Below are 17995 nucleotides of genomic sequence, written 5' to 3' on the forward strand. Positions count from 1 at the left end.
GCGGGCCTCCGGCCCGCATTGTGCAGTGGTTGCGATGGAACCAACACCCATCGCAAGCGCTCACGATGCGATCGGGGTTAGAACCCGCACCGACCGCGTCGGCGGCGGACATCACCGGCGTACCAACGAGAGGACGCTGTACGCTGCTGCACACACGATGAACGGGTTGGGTAGCTCGTTGTTCCTCTCATCTGTCAGCCAGGTGAAAACGTTAAAAAGCCCTAATTCACGAACAAACGTACTTGACAAAACAAGTGTTCGGAAGTTATAATTACTACATCAGTTCTACTATTGCGCCGCAGTCTACCGAGGCCGCGGTCAACGAAAGGAAAGTGGCCATGCGAAAGCATGAGATGTCTGATCGACAGGCAGAGATTTATCAATATATTGTACGTTTTATAAGAGAACGTGGTATTTCTCCATCAATTCGTGACATCCAGCGTGATCTCCATATCTCCTCAACCTCAGTTGTATCATACAACTTAGATGTCCTGGAAAAACTCGGTAAAATCGTGCGCAATGATAAAATCTCCCGCGGGATTAGCCTGCCAGGGTTAACACCAACCATGTTGCGAAATGAGATTGGTCGAGTGCCTTTGCTAGGCACCATTACCGCAGGTTCACCGCTCCCCGATCCAGAAGAGATTGATATTAGTCGAGCAGAGCAGATCGTTGTCCCCGCTGATGTTGTCCCACCTGAGCGATTGACGAACGTGTATGCGCTTAAGGTGCGCGGGCAATCGATGATTGATGCCCTGATCGATGACGGTGATATTGTGCTACTGCGCCAGCAAGAAACGGCTGAGAACGGCCAGATGGTAGCCGCATGGCTGATCGACGAAAACGCGGTGACCCTCAAGAAGTTTTATCGCGAAGAGGGCCGTATCCGCCTGCAACCGGCTAACTCGACGATGCAACCTATCTACACGCATCCTGATAATGTTCGTATTCGGGGGCGCGTGATCGGTGTCCTGCGCAGTTTGATCTAATCGCCTACTCCACAATACTCTAATAGCCGATGCTCAATTGCGATTGAGCATCTTTTTTGTCTCAGATGGCCGATGTTATGCCTCGGTCTGATCTCATTCGCTCGGTAGGCCAACGAGCAGTGTTCCTGGTTCGGGTATCGTTTTCTCTTGCGGTTGAAACGGCACGAGTTATTGCCTTCGACTTGTTGCAGCTTGATTTCGAGTGGTCACACACCCTTATCTGCTCCAATCGCTCTTGCCTTCTACTCGCCGGACGGGAGCGGAAAGTGGGCCGAGGGAAGGTAGGGGGTGTCGCACTTCTTAGCGCGTGATCAAAAACCCAGATTTCTCATCGTACCGTACCCGTTCGACCATTGCGTAAGGGGTTACCAACGTTCTTTCCCGCCAGTCACTCCACGTTCCCCTTTCCTCTACCCGCGTGGGAGCAGAAGAGGGCGAGGGGGATAGTGAGGGGCCGTGTTGTACCACCGCTCTACGGGACCATCGGCGGCGCAATTGGCGGGGCATCAACCGGCATCAGCCACGGCTCAACTGGCGGCACAATCCACCACCACTCGACTGTTACCCACATCACCAGCGCAATCGCGCCAATAACGACAACAAACCCTAGATCACTCCAACGCGGTTGCCATTTCCGTGTCGGTAACGCAAGATGTGAACTGATCCAGAGCAGGATGAAGGTGCCCAGTCCAAAACCTAGCAATGTCGCACGGTAGACCGGCATCAGCAACGGCCCTTCCGGTGCGTAACGCACGATCCCAGTACTAAACTGCGACAAGAAGGGGATAACCATAAAGGGATCACTGACGCTGAAAAATGGCAGATCGGGCTGCGGCATCATTGGTACAACCGTCGTTACGGCAACGATAGCGCTGAATGGATTGAGGTAGAGGAGCCAGGGTGGTGGGCTTTGCCCCGGCGGGGTACTGAATTGTGGCCAGATTGATGCGATAATTAGCGGTACACCGCAAATAAGCAGTACAATCGCATAGCTTAAGATGACCGCCGGTACAGTGCGACCTATTAGTGCCGAACTGAAGAGACCTATCGTTCCGAAGAAGAGGGCCGCACCACCTAATAGAATGACCGTCAAGACCAGTGTGCGCAATGAGACACCACCGAAGATCAAGACAATGCTGAACACCGGTATTGATGCCACAATCAGTAGAAACAGATAGCTTAAGGCGCCAATGAGTTTGCCCGATAGCAATTGACCGGGTCGTAAGGGCGTTGCCAGCAACATATCATAAGTCAAGCGCTCGCGTTCGCTGCTGATTGCACTGCTCGTTAATATCGGTGCTACTAACACGATAAAGAACATCTCGGTAAAGGCCAGACCCTTGAATAAGGCCTGTCCGATATGTGAACTCAACACGACCGTCCCGCTTCGTGCCTGTGAGACCATATACTGATAGATGCCAAAGGTTGTGAGGATCAGGACGAGCAGGAAGATGGTCAGGATCAGGTACGGACGGGCACCACGCATACGGGTGCGCGCTTCACGTATCAGGATCGGATTGAGCTGTGGTATCCGGAGTTGTGCATTCATAGACATTCCTACCCCTGGATGACGACGTTTTCAGCCAGTATTTGCCATTGTCAAGCGTAAGAAGAACTCTTCGAGGTTCTCACTGCGCGCACTAAACTCACTGATTGCCACGCCAGCGCTGACCAGTTCAGCAAGGAATGTGGCACACTGCTCTTCACCAATTGGTTGCGTAAAGTCGACAATCAATGAGCGTGGATCAGCCGGCACAGTGCTAACAGTCTGTACCAGTGGTTGATGTTGAAGTAATGTCAGTGCTAAGACTACATCGCTCTCACGAGCAATTCGCATGCGTACCCGTGAACCAGTGGCTAATTGTTGCTGCACCTCGGCCAACGGGCCGCTGATCAGCATTCGTCCATGATCGATAATGCCAATCGCATCGCACACTTCGGCCAGTTCACTCAAAATATGCGAGCTGAGCATGATCGTCTTTCCCATGTCTCGAAGCGTGCGTAATAACTCGCGTAACTCTACCCGTGCGCGTGGGTCTAAACCGCTCGCCGGCTCATCAAGCAGCAAGATGGGCGGGTCGTGTACCAGGGCATGGGCCAGACAGAGACGTTGCTGCATACCGCGGGAGAGGGTTTGCACAAACGCATCACGTTTGTCACTCAGATCAACCAATTCGAGAAGTTCATCTACCACCTGGCGCAGGCGGGCCCCGCGCAACCCATAACAACGGGCGAAAAAGTCGAGATATTCCCAGACCCGTAGATCATCGTAGACGCCGAAAAAATCCGGCATATAGCCGACGAACCGCTGCGCCAGCCTGCTAGATAACCGTTCGCCCATAAGGCGGATTTCACCACTGGTTGGGGTTTGTAAGCCGGCCAACAACCGCAACGTGGTTGTCTTACCGGCTCCGTTTGGGCCAATGAAACCGTAAATGCACCCTTGCGGTACCTGCAAATTGAGCCGATCAAGCGCAATCAGCTTCTTATAGCGGTGTGTTAGTTCAATCGTTTCGATTGCTAGCGTCATGGTAGGCGCCCTCGCACGATAGGATCAGGATAGACACAGCTAAAGTTCTGTATATCGCGATTCTTAAGCCGTAATCGTATAATCCCCTGAGAACTGAGAAAATGCTCGGGCTGGGGTATCTCGACCTCGATATTTTGAAACACCTGGGTCGGAACCGATTCCCACTGCCCGTTCGTCCAGTTGTACAACTCAATATCCCCGTTCCAGAAAGCATCGGAGCGTAAGTTGAGCGCCAGGAATGCAGGTTGTAAACCGACAAGACTCTCTGGTAGCGTAAAACGCATAACCGTTGCGTTACTATCAGGAACAATGCCGAGCCTATCCCCGGTGTAGCATGGACTATTGAAACCACCACTCTGTTCAACTGAAATCGAAAAACTACCGTTCCGCAGTTCTAACTCGCCGGTTGTGCGCAAATGTGCCGTACCACGGATCAACGTGAGCTGCTGCATAGTTGCTCGTCGTTCAAGCGGCGTCAGCCAGGTTATAGTATTACTATACCAGGCTAAGACCAATGGTTGCAGGCCGCGAGTGTTGGTGCCATACCCGTAAAGAGCATCGAGAATCCGGCTCCGTAATTGAATCGTTGGGGAAACCGGTTGCCCTATCTTCGCCATACCTTCAAATTGCGGGCCGTAGATCAGATAACTAAGTGAGATGCCATCAAAAGCATGCGATGGTTGTTCGAGTGATACCGAACGCTGCTCGCCGGGAGATAGGTTACCGATCATACCGACCCGATTCCCGTAGATCAGTACCACGTCTTCAAGTGAACGATCACTGCGGTTTGTTACATCACCCTTTACCTCGTCACCGTCAATTGTAATGTGTGCGGTCAGGTCTGGCGTGCGAACGATTCGATCACTGAGCAGACCCTGGAGTGACCATTGTTGAATCTCTAACCCCTCTACCACCTGACCATCAGCAGCCGCCTGCACATAACGGCCATTCGTTAACGATGGTGTACTCCACGGTCCTTGCACTGAAATCGGGCGTACTAACGCGGTGGTGTCAGTGGTACCTAAACGATAGGTAGACCGATCTGGGGAAAAAATACCAATGAATGCCCGTTCCCGCGCCAGTGTTGGGGTATTCGCGTCGAGGAGTGTAATCTGGCTGATAATGACTTCTCCCCCGCGCAGACCATAGCCGATGCTGTAGGCAATAGCGGCGAAGATCACAGTCAGCACCGGTATTACGATCCAGCCCAGTGCCAGCCGATCTAACCGGCGTAAGACCAGGTACGTTATCGGCCCGACCACGATCAGATAACAGGCAAGTAACATGCCGATCACGTTCAGGGAAGGTAAATCCAGTGCCGGTAAGCTGGTTAATGCGCTGGCGAGATTCTCTTCAAGGTATGTTGCGTAGAGTTTGGTACCAAAACCTAGCCCCTGCGGAATAAACGATGGAGGGGGAAGCAGTGCCTGCCATAACTCACGCCAGCCTATCCAGTTTATCAATTGGGGGGTAGCTAGATCAAACGCAAGAACGATTGCTTGACCTTCACCGTAACGGATTCCGTAAGCCAGTGGCAACTGACTCTTGATCAACGGTATGGTTACTGGGAAGACACGTTGGGTTGCTGTCCCCGTAGCCGGGTTTAACCCCACAAGTGTTAGCGGCGGATCACTAAGTGGGTCTGATCGAGCGCTGACTGTGGCAGCGACAAGCTCTGGTGGCAAGAGTGACAACGTGCGTTGTATGCCAATATCACCATTCACCAGCAACGTGCCACCACGTTGTACCCAGCCTTGTAACGCACTCTGCTGCGCTGGTGACACTTCATTGACCGCAACATCGGTGAGAATAAGGGCATCAAAGGCCGACAGCCCTAAACTTTCTGTCGGCAACTCCATCAGAGACAAGGGCACGCTTGTCACTCGTATGCCATCAGTCAACTGTGCAGGTAAACGAACTTCACGATCACCGATCACGCCAACCAGTACACCTTCCGAGACCAGTTGCAAACGTGCTGAAGTCGTGGCTACCTCAGCGCCGTCCGCTAATAGTCGGACATTGAGTTGCCGTGAGTTGCCGTAGATGTACGCAAGGATCGTGACTCCTTTCCGGCCCCCACCTGGCACATTAATAAATGTGCTCTGAAAAGGCCCATTACTCGTTCCAACCACGATCTCAACACTACGGTCAACGCCTCTGTTTGTTACTTCCACAGCGACCGGTAACCACGTTCCAGGACGAACAAAACCTTGAAACGCCGGTCGGGCAACCAGCGTCATATCCGGCATATCCGACGATTGGGCCGTAGTTGTTGCCACGATGCTATGACTTAAAACCAGCCAGACCAGCAACAGTCCTGGCAACAAAAGCCTCACACGCCATGGGTGCATGCGGTTTCCTCCATCACACGATTGTTAGTCAGAATTACCTGACCGATGAAAGACATCACTAAGCACTTCATACCCTGCCGCATTAATCCAGGCAATCCGATAGCACACCGATATTAAGAGAGTGCGTGCCTGCCAACAAATCTTTTGGCTTGCAATCGATCTCGCCTTCCCGCAGCTCTTTCTCAATCTGATGCCGAGGAAAGGAAAGAGGAGTTGGGCTTAGGACGCTGATATTCACTTCTACGTATGTAGACGTCACCTTCAGAAAAAGGTTCCAACACAACACAAACGCGCCCTTCTCCGGTAAGGAGGAAAGGCGCGGCAATCGTGGCTGCGGTATAATCAACTACGCTTAGCGGCGATAGCGGTGCGATGGATAACGGTCGCGAATACGCACCCGAATTGGATCGGGTTGTACCCGACGCAGCGATGCTAATACGCCACCGGCAATCACGATGAAAGCCGCCAGAAGAAGTAAAGTCATCATACGCGAATCCTTTCCGCTGCGAAATGGGTCAACACCCGCGGGCGCAAGTGTATTGTTTCAGTAGTGAGTAGTATAACGAAAAATTGTTACCACGTCCATACCATTTCGTGGATTTTTAGTATTTTTTCATCTTCGGCCCCAGTGGCTGTCTTGTCATTGATGGAGGTACTATGCTTGATCCTGTGGCAATTCGCGCCGGCTTGGCCTCGGAAGCCATGCTTCCGGTCACCATCTACTGTTACGATCAGGTCGGATCGACGATGGATGTAGCCCGTACAGCGATCCAATCTTTGCCACCGGCGGCGTTACCGGTCTTGGTTGTTGCCGAGGAGCAAACCGCCGGTCGCGGTCGGCTTGGGCGGCGTTGGTTTGCCCCGCCGGGAAGTGCCCTGCTCTTTTCTCTGGGTCTCTATCCACCTCCCATCGCTACGACCACTCCGACTGCATTGATCTGGATGGCGGCGGTTGCCCTGATCGAAGCGATTGAACGTGAGACGCCATTACGTGTCGGATTGAAATGGCCTAATGATGTACTCGTCCAGACTGCGACCGGTTGGGCCAAGACAGCCGGTATTCTGCTTGAAGGTGGTTGGGATAAAAATCGGCTGGTATGGGCAATTATCGGCTGTGGGGTCAATATCAGCGCGGCTCCTGATCCAGAGGTTACACGCTATCCGGCAACTGCACTGGCGATTGCGGCGGCAACACCCATTGATCGCCTTCAATTTTTACAGACACTGCTTCAGCGCTACGATTACTGGTTTCGTCAACTTCAGGCTGGTGATAGCGAATTCTTGTGGCAAACCTGGCGGAACCGTTTATTGACTCTGGGCCAGGTAGTCCAGATCACTACTTTGACCGATATCATTTGCGGTGAAGCGATTGATGTTGATCGCAATGGTTCATTGATCGTGCGTGATGGCAGTGGTGCATTACGCTGGATCGAGAGTGGTGATGTTGGTATCATCGGCGATCATGCGAGTGATGTGTGACAACTCCCTGGTATCAGAGGTTTTTCAGCCGAGTATCATTGTGTCTTGTCTTCAAGAAGTAACAATGATATGGTATAGTAGCAAGCGATGCAAAATACAACAGCAAAGATGCCTGATTTGATCCATGACGATCATTGTGCAGAGCAACAGAAATAGTGATAATCAATACGACTGCTCTGCCTAGACCGCGACAAAGGGTATCTGAAATGCGGAGTAGGAGGTTATGATAACTTCGCCTAGGCGGATTTTGAACGGCGCCATACTTATCATTAGCCTGATCGCTGTAGCCACGCTGCTACGAATCGGGCTTGAATGGCGCCAGGCTATAGCAGATATTGATGCGATGATTGTCACCCCGGCCACATTGCCTACTGAACCAACCGTTATTCCCACCCCACAACCTGCTGTTGTCGAGGAAGTTTTCGGTCCACCTCCAGCAACTCCTGTTGTGCAACCGACAGCATCTCTGGCGACAAACCCCGCACCAGCCGCCACCGCAACTGCCGAGGCTCTTCAGCTTAGCCGATCAGAATTGAACATTCTCTTATTGGGAACTGATGCCCGTCCCGATGAAAGTGGGCCGACCCGCACCGATGCTATCGTGCTTGTCCATATTGCCCGTGATACCGGCCGTGTTAGTATGCTCTCCATCCCACGCGATCTCTGGGTAAGCTATCCTATTGGCGGTGAAGGTCGGATCAACGCAGCGTATGCTATCGGCGAACATCGGTTTGGCCCAGGCGGTGGTGCAGCCCTGGCCAAATCAACGGTGAGTAAGCTGCTGGGGATTCCAGTTGATTATTTCATCCTGATCAATTTTGAAGGTTTCAAGAAGATTATCGACATTATCGGCGGAATCGAGATTGATGTACCAAAACCAATTTACGATCCGGCCTATCCAACAGATGACTACCGCACGATCGAAGTGTCGTTTGCAGCCGGGCGACAATGGATGGACAGTGAGCGTGCGCTGATCTATGCCCGTACTCGCCATGCGGATAGCGATTTTGGTCGCAACCAGCGTCAACAACAGGTATTGATGGCGATTTTTCAACGAGTTCGTGAGCGAGGCTTATTACAACAACTCACCAGTCTCGACGATTATACCGGTGCGCTTCGTGGGTATGTACTAACCGACCTTAATTACCGTATGATGCTCGAACTGGCCAGTTTTGCCCGCACGATTGACACGCAACAGATTTTGCGCTACGCCATCGATTCATCATCAATCGTCGAACTTGATGGTAATGCAACGTTTAGCGTTCGTCCACAGGCATTACGTCGCATTGTCGCACAATTTACTGGCGAAGCGGTCTCAACTGCCGGTGGCGAATAATTGAAATCCGTGACCGAAACATCTGCAAGTAGCAGCGTATTTCGTAGCATCGCCCTGGCCGCATTGCTCATCAGTCTGGGCAATATTACCAGTAGGGTACTGGGTTTAGTCCGCGAACCAATTATCGCTGCCTATTTTAGCCGTGGGTTGGCCGTTGATGCATTTACGCTGGCCTGGACACTCCCTAATGCGCTCTATGAGCTGCTTATTAGCGGCGCAGTCAGTGCGGCGCTGGTGCCGGTGTTTAGTGAATATGCTGAGCGCGACCGGGATGAGTTTTGGTATGTTGCTTCGACCATTATCACCCTTGCCTGTACCATTCTGGTCATAGCAAGTGCATTGCTGGCGTGGCAGGCGCCACTGGCGCTTGCTGTGGTAACGCGACCAACCGAATCGGCGTTGCGGGCCGAAGCAGCAGCACTGATTGGCTGGTTGCTGCCAGCGGTAACGCTCATGGGAGTTTCTGCTATCGTTACGGCAATCTTGCACGCGCAACGTCGCTTTCTGCTGCCAGCCTTTGTCGCGGCTGCCTTCAACGCCGGAATGATTATCGGGACTGTCAGCCTTGCTCCACACATCGGGGTTCATAGTCTGGCGATTGGTACCTTACTGGGAGCAAGCGCTCAACTGCTCATTCAGTGGCCAGGACTACGTGGCGCTCATCTACGGCTCAGCTTTGATCTTCGCCATCCGGCAGTACGTCGTATCTTACGCCTTTATGCGCCTGTCACGTTAGGGATTGGCTTCTCGTTAATCGGTGTCACAATTGATCGCTGGCTGGCATCAGGCTTTCCTGCGGCTATCTCAACGATGCGCTTTGCCACTACCCTGATCCAATTTCCGCTTGGATTGGTTGCCTCGGCAGTAGCGCTTGCCGGCCTGCCAACACTCTCACGCCAGAGTGTGGCTGGCGACGAGACCGCTTTTCGTGATACGCTGGCAATGGCGCTAAAAATTGTGCTGCTATTGATTCTCCCTGCCACGGCTGGACTGGCTGTCCTTAGCCTGCCAATCACATCCATGTTGTTCGAGCGCGGTGCCTTTACCGCCCAGGATAGTGCAATTACCGCATTAGCGTTGTTAGCCTATCTTCCAGGGTTGCCAGCGGCAGCCGTTGATCAAATATTGCTCTTTGCATTTTATGCTCGCAAGAATACCCTGACTCCTAACCTGATCCAGGGCGCAGCCATTCTGTGCTATCTCCTTGTTGCTGTGCCGCTCGCTGAATGGACATCACTCGGCTTTCTGGGTCTGGTGTTAGGCAATTCAGCGCAGTGGATCGGACATGCGGTCATTACCGGCTGGCTTCTGCACCGCCTTGTGCCGCTCAATGGATTACGTCTTGGTGAGGCAACAATAAAAGGTCTACTGACCAGTGGGATTATGGCGCTAATAGTGGGTGGGATCGCTTCGCTATGCGGACAATGGTCACCGCTGATCCAGGTTGCCATCGCGGGGAGTGCCGGTGTACTCGTGTATGTGCTGCTCGCGTTGATCTTACGTATCGAAGCGGCTACCTTTCTATTTCAGATCGTTCGCGGGCGCCTGCGTCGCAGAGGAGTGGCAGGTAGGTGAATGCGGGAATGCTATGACCTGTCAAAGGAGGGCGCAGCACTGCTGCGCCCGTACATCTCTCATGGGTACAATCGCTCTTCGAGCGTGCGCATTCGTTCCACAAAGAGAGATAGGAAACGAGGAGTATCAAATTCGACAACCGCACGGGCGTTTGGCTGCCGACCGCCGCTTAGCATGAAATCCGCAACCGTGAAACCCATCGTCAGTGAACTACAGGTCTCAACGGCAACGTAGACGTCGGTGTAAGTTGCCAGATCAGGGAGAAAGACAAGCGCTAGAGCTGCCGGATCGTTGATTGCACAGCCATCGTAGCCGAAGTACCGGCGATGGAACTCGATATAGAAGCGCGTGGCATCGGCGATGAAGCGACCGATTGGTTTGCCTGGCTGCGCCAACCGATCAACTTCGCTCTCGTGGAGACGCACCAGACGAGTGATGTCCCACGGCATAATGACCAGCGGGACACCTGACGAAAAGACGATGTGTGCCGCGTGTGGGTCGGCGTAGACATTAAATTCAGCACGTGGTGTCACATTACCATCAGCGCGCAATGCACTTCCCATCATCACGATTTCACGCAGCGCACCGGCCAGCCGTGGTTCTTTGCGTAGAGCGAGTGCAACGTTCGTTAACGGCCCGACTGCGACCAGCGTTATTTCACCAGGTGCGGCCAGTGCCGTGCGAATGATGAAATCAACAGCGTGTTCACGAGCCGGTTGTAGGCGTGCAGGGGGGAGTTGCGCGTAGCCAAGACCGCGCTGACCGTGGGTGTCGTGAGCGGTTGTCAATGGCCGGAGTAGCGGACGATCACAGCCAACAAACAGCGGTATGTGTTGACCACCACCCAGTTCGAGGATGGCAAGTCCATTAGCCACTGCTTCGGCCAGGGTGCAGTTTCCATGGACTATGCTGAGACCGAGTAATTCCACTTCGGGCGAGGCCAGTGCGAGCAAGATAGCTAAGGCATCATCGATACCCGGATCGGTATCAAGAATAATCCGGCGGGGCGCGTTCATCGAACCTCCTGATAGGGAACAAATAGCCTCAATGATCGTTGATTACTATAGCACAAAGTGAGGCGCGAGAAGAAGGAGGGGATGGTGTAGAAGAGATCGATGCCTAAGCCATCCGCAGTATATGTGAGGGGGCGCTGTTTCCTATGCTATGCTCGACCGGTGAGGCGATTAGCACTGATCGGGGCTGGCTCTACTCACTCAGGTCCTTTGCGGAGGGTGATGCGCCAACCAACGAGTTGCCAGGCACTACACAACGCAGGCCAGCGGCCCGCGTTCCCAGGGCAACCGCGTGGAGCGGGGGTCATCGTGCATGGGGACACGTAATGGTGGTCAGTACTACCTTACTCTACTCTCAGGTTCTGGCTCATCTCAGAACCGACGTTGACGCTTTACGAAGCGCGTGCCATAATGATCGCAAATGACAACACAGGAGCTGACATGCGGGCTTATCTCGATATTGAAACAACCTACAACGGTACGATGAGTGTGATCGGGATATACCGTCACGACCGCGGAGTTATCCAATTGGTCGGTAGCGGAATCTATGACGTTGCTCTCTATGAAGCCCTCGAATCTATCACTACCATCGTAACCTTCAACGGAAGCAGCTTTGACTTACCGGTGATTAAACGTCAGCTCCAGGCCGATCTTCGCGCTAAGTTCGCTCATCGCGATCTCTTGCCTGAATGTCGTCGTCGAGGACTGCGTGGCGGATTAAAAGGCGTGGAAGAGACGTTGGGAATTCGTCGTGCTTCAAGTGGCCTGACTGGGCGTGATGCACCGCGCCTCTGGGCACGCTACGAGGCATATGGCGACCATGTCGCATTACAAATGCTGCTCGACTATAACCGTGATGATGTTATCAATCTGGCAATGATAGAAGCACTCCTTGACGACAACAACCTGCCGGTCGCTAATCCGGCTCACATCGTCAAATTAGGATAACGCTAGCAAGTGCTTCATTATCGTGTATCTTTGCTAACAACAATGCAACCACAAATTCTTGACGGCCGCTATCAAATTGAACGACTCTTAGGTGAAGGTGGGATGGCTCGTGTCTACCTGGGGCGTGATCTACGACTGAACCGACCGGTAGCGATAAAAATACCTCATCCCCATCTCATGACCGATCCTGAGTTTCTGGCCCGTTTCCGTCATGAAGCTCATGCAGCCGCGATGGTGAGTCATCCTAACCTGGTCGACGTCTACGACGTAGGGCAAGACGGAAATCAGCACTACATCGTCATGGAATATGTGGCCGGGGTAACACTCAAACAACTGATCAACCGGGAAGCACCGTTTGCTGTTCCACGAGCAGTGCGGATTGCTGAGCAGATTGCACGTGGCCTGCACGCAGCCCATCGCGCCGGATTAATTCATCGTGATATTAAGCCACAAAACATTATTGTTACCGATGAAGGTCAGGTGCGGATTACCGACTTTGGGGTTGCCAAGAGTCGGCTTTCAACGGCCATGACCGAAACCGGCGTGGCGCTAGGCACAGTTGACTACATCGCTCCAGAACAAGCTCAGGGCCGACCGGCAACTCCTCAATCAGACATTTACGCGCTGGGAGTCGTCTTATACGAAATGCTCACTGGGCGTTTACCTTTCACCGGTGATAATCCGGTAGCCGTGGCGATGAAACATATCAGTGAACCACCAACCCCACCACGACGCTACAACCCGCAAATACCACTTGCACTCGAAGCCATTGTGTTGCGCGCACTGGCCAAAGACCCCGCGCAACGGTATGCTAGTGCTCTGGAGCTGGCCGAGGCGTTACAAGCTTATGACCGGTTAGGTTCACAGGTGACGGTAGTAAATCCAGAGATCGCACCATCAGCGCTGGTACGTCCGATCAATCCACCGCGACCGGCGCAAGGTACGGCCAGTCGTCCGGCGCCAGTTCCCAGTCCGCGTCCGGCGACGATGCGCGCCCCCCGTCAAGAAGGAATAGGTTGTGGGATCTTTCTGGTTGGGATGCTCACCCTCGTCGGCGTACTGGCTGTTGTCTTTTTTGTCAGCAGTGGTATGATGACCACTCTTTTCAGTGGTGATCTTCGTCGGCCATCACCGAATGCGCCAGGGAATGTTCAGAGCACCCCTGAAACACCGTCGCCAACGACTGTTGCCACAACTACTGTTCCCAACATTGTCGGACAAAGTGATGGTGAAGCGCGTAGCTTGCTGCAACAGTATCAGCTTATTCCTGCTCCTATTGGTGAATACAACCGCGATGTCCCGCAAGGAATTGTCATTTCGCAGACGCTCGCACCCGGTACGCTGGTAGAGATCAATAGCCCGTTATCCTATACGGTCAGTCTGGGGCCGTTACTGATAGCAGTTCCCGATGTCCGCAATACACGCAGTGACATTGCGCGAAGTCAAATGATCGCTGCCGGTTTTACGGTCAAGATCATTGAAGAACCGAGTCAAACTGTAGATGCCGGTTTTGTGATCAGTCAAAAACCAAGTGCGAATTTGCGTATTCCTCAAGGCGATGAGGTAACCCTCTACGTAAGCCTGGGCGATGTCGTGCGTTTTCCCGATGCCATCGGGCTAAGTCGATCTCAGGCTGAATCCATTCTGAATAATACCGCTGGGTTAACTCTCGTCTATGTTGATGTCCAAGGACGCGACCGCCTACCCGACTTCGACAAATACGCACCGAATCAGGTCGTGAGTGCCGCACGCGAAACAAAAGATGGCTATGTCGGAATAAACAACGGCGATTATGTTCCGCGGGGAAGTCGAATCGTCTTGGGGGTAAGGGCAGAGGAATAGAACAGGGAATATTTGAGTACTGGCAGGGGAGGCAATCGCCTCCCACTATGATCACTATCCCGACGCACATCAATCAGTTGTGATCGGTGATAGAGGTACTCTGTAACCGCATCCGCTCGGCCTCGGCCAGCAGTTGCTGTCGTTCACTTACACTGAGCGCCCGATTGGCGAGTTGACGCCATTCTTCGTTGGTGAGCCAGGCCCACTGACCGGCTTCAGTCTTGATCCAACGTGGAGCTTTGGGAGTAGTATAGTAATTGTGTGGCATCATATCTGAAGCACCTCCTTTTTGACTATAAACGTACCAATTGATTATACAGCCATTGGTCACAACCATAATGTAGCGTAGCAAGATTGCGAGTGGCTGAATAAAACTGCATAACGGTTAACAGCCTACTCATCCAACCAGGGATGAATGTTCTTCCAAAATGCGACCATTGCGTAGCTGAAAGACACGGTCGGCCACACCGATCATCTCGCGACTGTGCGTCACCATCAGCAGGGTCTTCCCCACCTGACGGGTCAGTCGATCAAGGAGATCGAGGACCTGCGCACCGGTATCACTATCTAGGTTACCGGTTGGCTCATCGGCCAGCACCAGATCGGGGTTATGCACCAATGCCCGAGCGATTGCAACCCGCTGCTGCTCTCCACCGCTGAGGCGATCAGGGTAGGTATTGGCGCGATCGGCTAATCCGACCGCTTCAAGCATCGTAAGAGCTGCTGTACGGGCCGCAGGTCCGCGCTGGCCGTTTAGTTCGAGCGGCAACAGGACATTTTCCAGCGCCGTTAAGGTTGGAGCCAGGTTGTAAAATTGGAATACGAACCCGATGGATCGGCGCCGAAAGAGCGTTCGTTCACGCTCAGATAGTTGATCAAGGCGCTGGTTGGCAACCCAAATTGCACCACTGTCTGGAGCATCGATGCCGCTTACCAGATTGAGCAAGGTGCTCTTACCGCTGCCACTTTTACCGAGCAATACTACCAGTTCACCTGGCTGAATCCGCAGGCTGACGTCTTGCAACACTGTACGCCGACGTTCGCCTTCCAGGTATGACTTGGTTACGTGCTCGCAAGAGATAATAGAGTTGTTAACCGTTTGCATATGTTCTCGCAATCTTTTGCACAGGTTTATGGATATTATACGGCATATTGTCAACCATATGCAATAGCCTGAGCGACACCATTGGGAATTTCAACGGTCTTTCCTGACCCGGCAGCAGCGAGGAGAGCGCGGAATGACGCGTTTACGAACCCTATCCGTAGCGCGTCTTTCCACGTGTTGCTGCCCGTTCCGCCGAGCAGATACGGCCAGACACTGTTCCCTCAATGATCATGCTCGGCATCGTAAAGCCTGGCCGAAATATCCTGCGATAGAAGAAATCAGGAGTGGCGGTTCACGAACTACTCCTCCATGGGCAACGTCGGCTACTCCTGGCGGAGCATGGTGTTACCGTCCCTTACCCGGCGTGATACATCGGTCGGGGCGCAGCGCCTCTGCGCCCATCTATCGTGTTTCATCCGTTGTTAACGATGCACTCAGGCATACTCAAGCCACCCATAACGATCAGGGCGCTCTCCCTGCACAATGCCGAAGAAGGTCTCTTGCACAGCGGCAGTAATCGGCCCACGCCGTCCTGATCCGACCGGAATACGATCCACAGAACGGATAGGTGTGACCTCGGCTGCCGTGCCGGTGAAGAATAGTTCATCGGCTAAGTACAGCATCTCGCGCGGGAGTATCTGCTCGCGCACCTCAACTCCCATATCACGGAGCAGTGTTATCACGGTATCGCGGGTAATTCCGCTTAAGATCGATGAAGTCAACGGCGGTGTATAAACGATCCCATTACGCACCAAAAACAGATTCTCGCCGCTTCCTTCGCTGATATGACCATCTGCATCGAGTGCAATGCCCTCGGCGTAGCCGTTGGTGATGGCTTCCATCTTAATCAACTGCGAATTCATGTAGTTGCCACCAGCCTTGGCTAAGGCCGGCATGGTATTGGGAGCAAAGCGATTCCACGATGAAATGCAGACATCAACACCTTGTTCCATCGCTTCGGCGCCGAGATATTTCCCCCATTCAATTGTGGCAATCGCCACTTCCACCGGGTTGTTGAGCGGGCTTAACCCGATCTCGCCGTAACCGCGGAAGACGACCGGACGAATGTAGCCTGAGCGTAACCGATTGGCGCGAACCGTCTCTTTCACGGCGGCCACCAACTGGTCAAGTGTGTACGGGATCACTGTGCGATAGATCTTTGCCGAATCGATCAATCGCTGCATGTGCGGCGTTAGGCGAAAAATAGCCGGCCCTTGCGGCGTTTCGTAGCAACGAATACCTTCAAAAAAGCTGGTACCGTAGTGGATAACGTGGGCCATCACGTGGACAGTGGCTTTGTCCCACTCTACCAGCTCACCGTTGAACCAGATGTAGTCCATTTTTTGGATCGGCATTGACCTACTCCTTTTGGTACATGAGCCATCTCACATACACCGCTACCTGTATTGAGAAAAAGCGAAATAGCTTCTAGAGCGCGTGTTCCTCTTCTGACCCTGTTTACTTCTCTGATGAGAAGAAACAAAGGTATTCAGGTGAAAAAATACGGAGATGTTCAGCCATCCCCGTAAGGCCAAGGGTTAGCCATCTGTCGCCCGTTGCCAACGTAACAACACCTCACGAGCCGCCCGTGCCGCTTTCGCCCGATGACTGATCTGATTTTTGCGCTCGGCACTTAGCTCGGCCAGTGTTGCATCTTCATCGAGAACATAAAAGATCGGATCGTAGCCAAAGCCACCAGTTCCACGAGGTGTAAACTCGATCACACCAGGAAGAGTGCCTTCAACAAGTTCGGTTGGGTATTCAGGATGGGCCAACGCAATGACGCATACAAAGCGTGCGAGTCGTTGATGCCAGGGAATATCACGCATTTGATCGAGCAGGTACTGTAATTGTGCCGCCCCAGAAAGACCGCCATACCGCGCTGAATGGATGCCAGGCGCACCACCGAGTGCTGCTACTTCGAGACCACTATCGTCGGCTAACGTCGGTAAGCCGCTAAGTGACCGATACCCTTCAGCCTTCAGACGCGCATTTTCGGCGAAGGTCTGTCCGGTCTCTTCTACCACGGTTTGAATGCCTACATCGGCCAGCGAATAGAGACGCAGGTTAAGGTCGGCAAATATGTCGGCAAATTCGCGTAATTTACCCGGATTATGGGTAGCGATAAGTAGTTCGCGCATAGGTCTAACACAAGCCGATTTATTCCCAACAAAGTTGTGTGCCATTGTACACGAAGGTACAGGCGTGAGCAACTTTTGATGATTCCTGACCAGCTCTATCTCAACGCAGCGCGGGTGTCTTACCCTCGTTCATTCCACGATGACAGACTTCTTGCCGAGTCTACATACGTCTTTTTCTTCTCTTGACACGGAAGAGTTCCTGTGGAATACTGCAAGGGATTGCTAAGATTTGTATAGATTTGTAAGGGAAGAGCAATGCTACAAACAAGTGGTCTCTGGTTAGCCATCGCGACCTTTCTTAGCATCTGGTGGGGGCACGTTGGAGTACGCTGGTTAGAGGCGAAATGTGCCAACATTCGGCCACCAATGTTTATTCTGATCGCTGCGGGTTTCGGATTGAACATTGCAGCACTCTTTGCACCGAATGTAACAATCGGTGGCGTATGTAGTGTGGTAGGTATGGCATTGTGGTGGGATGCCTTCGAGCTGGTACGCCAGGATCGACGAGTACGCCATGGCCATGCACCGGCCAACCCTCATAACCCGCGTCATGCTCGGTATCTGGCCGAAGGACGGGCGACGCTTCACGACCCACTTGATCGCGAGCCGGGCGATGTACCATTGATAACCCAACAATCGGTACGAGATCGCGAGCCGGAAGTTGCCTGATACCGTAATAGTTCCTA

Annotated in this window: 16 protein-coding genes; 7 read left to right on the forward strand and 9 right to left on the reverse strand. The window is 52.9% G+C overall.

Going from position 1 to position 17995, the window contains the following annotated elements; translation table 11 throughout:
* Positions 1-338: 338 nt before the first annotated feature.
* Positions 339-989, forward strand: a complete 651-nt coding sequence (lexA, locus tag JE47_RS0106695; protein ID WP_031459015.1) for a transcriptional repressor LexA — start codon at positions 339-341, stop codon at positions 987-989.
* A 472-nt stretch (positions 990-1461) separates the two neighbouring features.
* On the opposite strand, the gene JE47_RS0106700 is transcribed toward lexA, so the two are convergent.
* The 4 genes from JE47_RS0106700 to JE47_RS22415 form a co-directional block, all read right to left on the reverse strand.
* Complete coding sequence (locus tag JE47_RS0106700) at positions 1462-2538, reverse strand: ABC transporter permease (RefSeq protein ID WP_031459016.1); 1077 nt, start codon at positions 2536-2538, stop codon at positions 1462-1464.
* Between the two features lie 30 nt (positions 2539-2568).
* Entirely contained in the window at positions 2569-3519 is a 951-nt protein-coding gene (locus JE47_RS0106705) for an ABC transporter ATP-binding protein (RefSeq protein WP_031459017.1), read from the reverse strand.
* Complete coding sequence (locus tag JE47_RS0106710; RefSeq protein ID WP_051871085.1) at positions 3516-5870, reverse strand: hypothetical protein; 2355 nt, start codon at positions 5868-5870, stop codon at positions 3516-3518. Before JE47_RS0106710 ends, JE47_RS0106705 begins: the two co-directional genes overlap by 4 nt.
* Before the next feature lie 352 nt (positions 5871-6222).
* Entirely contained in the window at positions 6223-6357 is a 135-nt protein-coding gene (locus JE47_RS22415; protein WP_269077988.1) for a hypothetical protein, read from the reverse strand.
* Positions 6358-6527: 170 nt separating this feature from the next.
* On the opposite strand from JE47_RS22415, the gene JE47_RS0106720 reads away from it, so the two are divergent.
* The 3 genes from JE47_RS0106720 (at position 6528) to murJ (ending at position 10260) form a co-directional block, all read left to right on the forward strand.
* On the forward strand, positions 6528-7349 hold the full coding sequence (locus tag JE47_RS0106720; RefSeq protein ID WP_031459019.1) for a biotin--[acetyl-CoA-carboxylase] ligase: 822 nt from the start codon (positions 6528-6530) through the stop codon (positions 7347-7349).
* A 223-nt stretch (positions 7350-7572) separates the two neighbouring features.
* Entirely contained in the window at positions 7573-8685 is a 1113-nt protein-coding gene (locus JE47_RS0106725) for an LCP family protein (RefSeq protein WP_031459020.1), read from the forward strand.
* 9 nt (positions 8686-8694) lie between these two features.
* Positions 8695-10260 carry a murein biosynthesis integral membrane protein MurJ gene (gene murJ / locus JE47_RS0106730; RefSeq protein ID WP_031459021.1) on the forward strand — a complete coding sequence of 522 codons (1566 nt, stop codon included), beginning with the start codon at positions 8695-8697 and terminating at the stop codon, positions 10258-10260.
* A gap of 59 nt (positions 10261-10319) precedes the next feature.
* Here murJ and JE47_RS0106735 read toward each other — a convergent pair whose 3' ends face one another.
* Positions 10320-11276: a nucleoside hydrolase gene (locus JE47_RS0106735; RefSeq protein ID WP_031459022.1), complete on the reverse strand. Its 957-nt coding sequence runs from the start codon at positions 11274-11276 to the stop codon at positions 10320-10322.
* 438 nt (positions 11277-11714) lie between these two features.
* Between JE47_RS0106735 and JE47_RS0106740 the strand changes: the two genes are divergently transcribed.
* Positions 11715-12221, forward strand: coding sequence for a ribonuclease H-like domain-containing protein (locus tag JE47_RS0106740; RefSeq protein WP_031459023.1), 507 nt, complete (start codon positions 11715-11717; stop codon positions 12219-12221).
* A gap of 42 nt (positions 12222-12263) precedes the next feature.
* Complete coding sequence (gene pknB, locus JE47_RS0106745) at positions 12264-14063, forward strand: Stk1 family PASTA domain-containing Ser/Thr kinase (RefSeq protein ID WP_031459024.1); 1800 nt, start codon at positions 12264-12266, stop codon at positions 14061-14063.
* A 73-nt stretch (positions 14064-14136) separates the two neighbouring features.
* On the opposite strand, the gene JE47_RS0106750 is transcribed toward pknB, so the two are convergent.
* The 4 genes from JE47_RS0106750 to rdgB all read right to left on the reverse strand — a co-directional run bounded on the left by JE47_RS0106750 (position 14137) and on the right by rdgB (position 17309).
* Positions 14137-14334 (reverse strand): hypothetical protein, encoded by a 198-nt coding sequence (locus JE47_RS0106750; RefSeq protein ID WP_031459025.1) that lies wholly within the window; start codon positions 14332-14334, stop codon positions 14137-14139.
* 126 nt (positions 14335-14460) lie between these two features.
* A complete protein-coding gene (locus tag JE47_RS0106755; RefSeq protein ID WP_031459026.1) occupies positions 14461-15168 on the reverse strand; it encodes an ABC transporter ATP-binding protein in 708 nt (235 codons plus the stop codon).
* Positions 15169-15602: 434 nt separating this feature from the next.
* The gene (locus tag JE47_RS0106760; protein WP_031459027.1) at positions 15603-16523 is read right to left on the reverse strand and encodes a branched-chain amino acid transaminase; all 921 of its coding nucleotides are present in this window, start codon (positions 16521-16523) and stop codon (positions 15603-15605) included.
* Positions 16524-16706: 183 nt separating this feature from the next.
* Positions 16707-17309, reverse strand: a complete 603-nt coding sequence (rdgB, locus tag JE47_RS0106765; protein WP_031459028.1) for an RdgB/HAM1 family non-canonical purine NTP pyrophosphatase — start codon at positions 17307-17309, stop codon at positions 16707-16709.
* A gap of 255 nt (positions 17310-17564) precedes the next feature.
* On the opposite strand from rdgB, the gene JE47_RS0106770 reads away from it, so the two are divergent.
* Positions 17565-17978, forward strand: coding sequence for a DUF4491 family protein (locus JE47_RS0106770; protein ID WP_031459029.1), 414 nt, complete (start codon positions 17565-17567; stop codon positions 17976-17978).
* Positions 17979-17995: the final 17 nt, after the last annotated feature.

Origin of the sequence: Chloroflexus sp. MS-G, assembly GCF_000735195.1 — a bacterium.
In the GTDB taxonomy this organism is placed as follows: Bacteria; Chloroflexota; Chloroflexia; order Chloroflexales; family Chloroflexaceae; genus Chloroflexus.

What these genes read in the sequence shown, in the direction of transcription:
- lexA (WP_031459015.1), top strand. Translation starts at nt 339, where the DNA reads ATGCGAAAGCATGAGATGTCTGATCGACAGGCAGAGATTTATCAATAT.
- JE47_RS0106700 (WP_031459016.1), bottom strand. Translation starts at nt 2,538, where the DNA reads ATGAATGCACAACTCCGGATACCACAGCTCAATCCGATCCTGATACGT.
- JE47_RS0106705 (WP_031459017.1), bottom strand. Translation starts at nt 3,519, where the DNA reads ATGACGCTAGCAATCGAAACGATTGAACTAACACACCGCTATAAGAAG.
- JE47_RS0106710 (WP_051871085.1), bottom strand. Translation starts at nt 5,870, where the DNA reads ATGCACCCATGGCGTGTGAGGCTTTTGTTGCCAGGACTGTTGCTGGTC.
- JE47_RS22415 (WP_269077988.1), bottom strand. Translation starts at nt 6,357, where the DNA reads ATGATGACTTTACTTCTTCTGGCGGCTTTCATCGTGATTGCCGGTGGC.
- JE47_RS0106720 (WP_031459019.1), top strand. Translation starts at nt 6,528, where the DNA reads ATGCTTGATCCTGTGGCAATTCGCGCCGGCTTGGCCTCGGAAGCCATG.
- JE47_RS0106725 (WP_031459020.1), top strand. Translation starts at nt 7,573, where the DNA reads ATGATAACTTCGCCTAGGCGGATTTTGAACGGCGCCATACTTATCATT.
- JE47_RS0106735 (WP_031459022.1), bottom strand. Translation starts at nt 11,276, where the DNA reads ATGAACGCGCCCCGCCGGATTATTCTTGATACCGATCCGGGTATCGAT.
- JE47_RS0106740 (WP_031459023.1), top strand. Translation starts at nt 11,715, where the DNA reads ATGCGGGCTTATCTCGATATTGAAACAACCTACAACGGTACGATGAGT.
- pknB (WP_031459024.1), top strand. Translation starts at nt 12,264, where the DNA reads ATGCAACCACAAATTCTTGACGGCCGCTATCAAATTGAACGACTCTTA.
- JE47_RS0106750 (WP_031459025.1), bottom strand. Translation starts at nt 14,334, where the DNA reads ATGATGCCACACAATTACTATACTACTCCCAAAGCTCCACGTTGGATC.
- JE47_RS0106755 (WP_031459026.1), bottom strand. Translation starts at nt 15,168, where the DNA reads ATGCAAACGGTTAACAACTCTATTATCTCTTGCGAGCACGTAACCAAG.
- JE47_RS0106760 (WP_031459027.1), bottom strand. Translation starts at nt 16,523, where the DNA reads ATGCCGATCCAAAAAATGGACTACATCTGGTTCAACGGTGAGCTGGTA.
- rdgB (WP_031459028.1), bottom strand. Translation starts at nt 17,309, where the DNA reads ATGCGCGAACTACTTATCGCTACCCATAATCCGGGTAAATTACGCGAA.
- JE47_RS0106770 (WP_031459029.1), top strand. Translation starts at nt 17,565, where the DNA reads ATGCTACAAACAAGTGGTCTCTGGTTAGCCATCGCGACCTTTCTTAGC.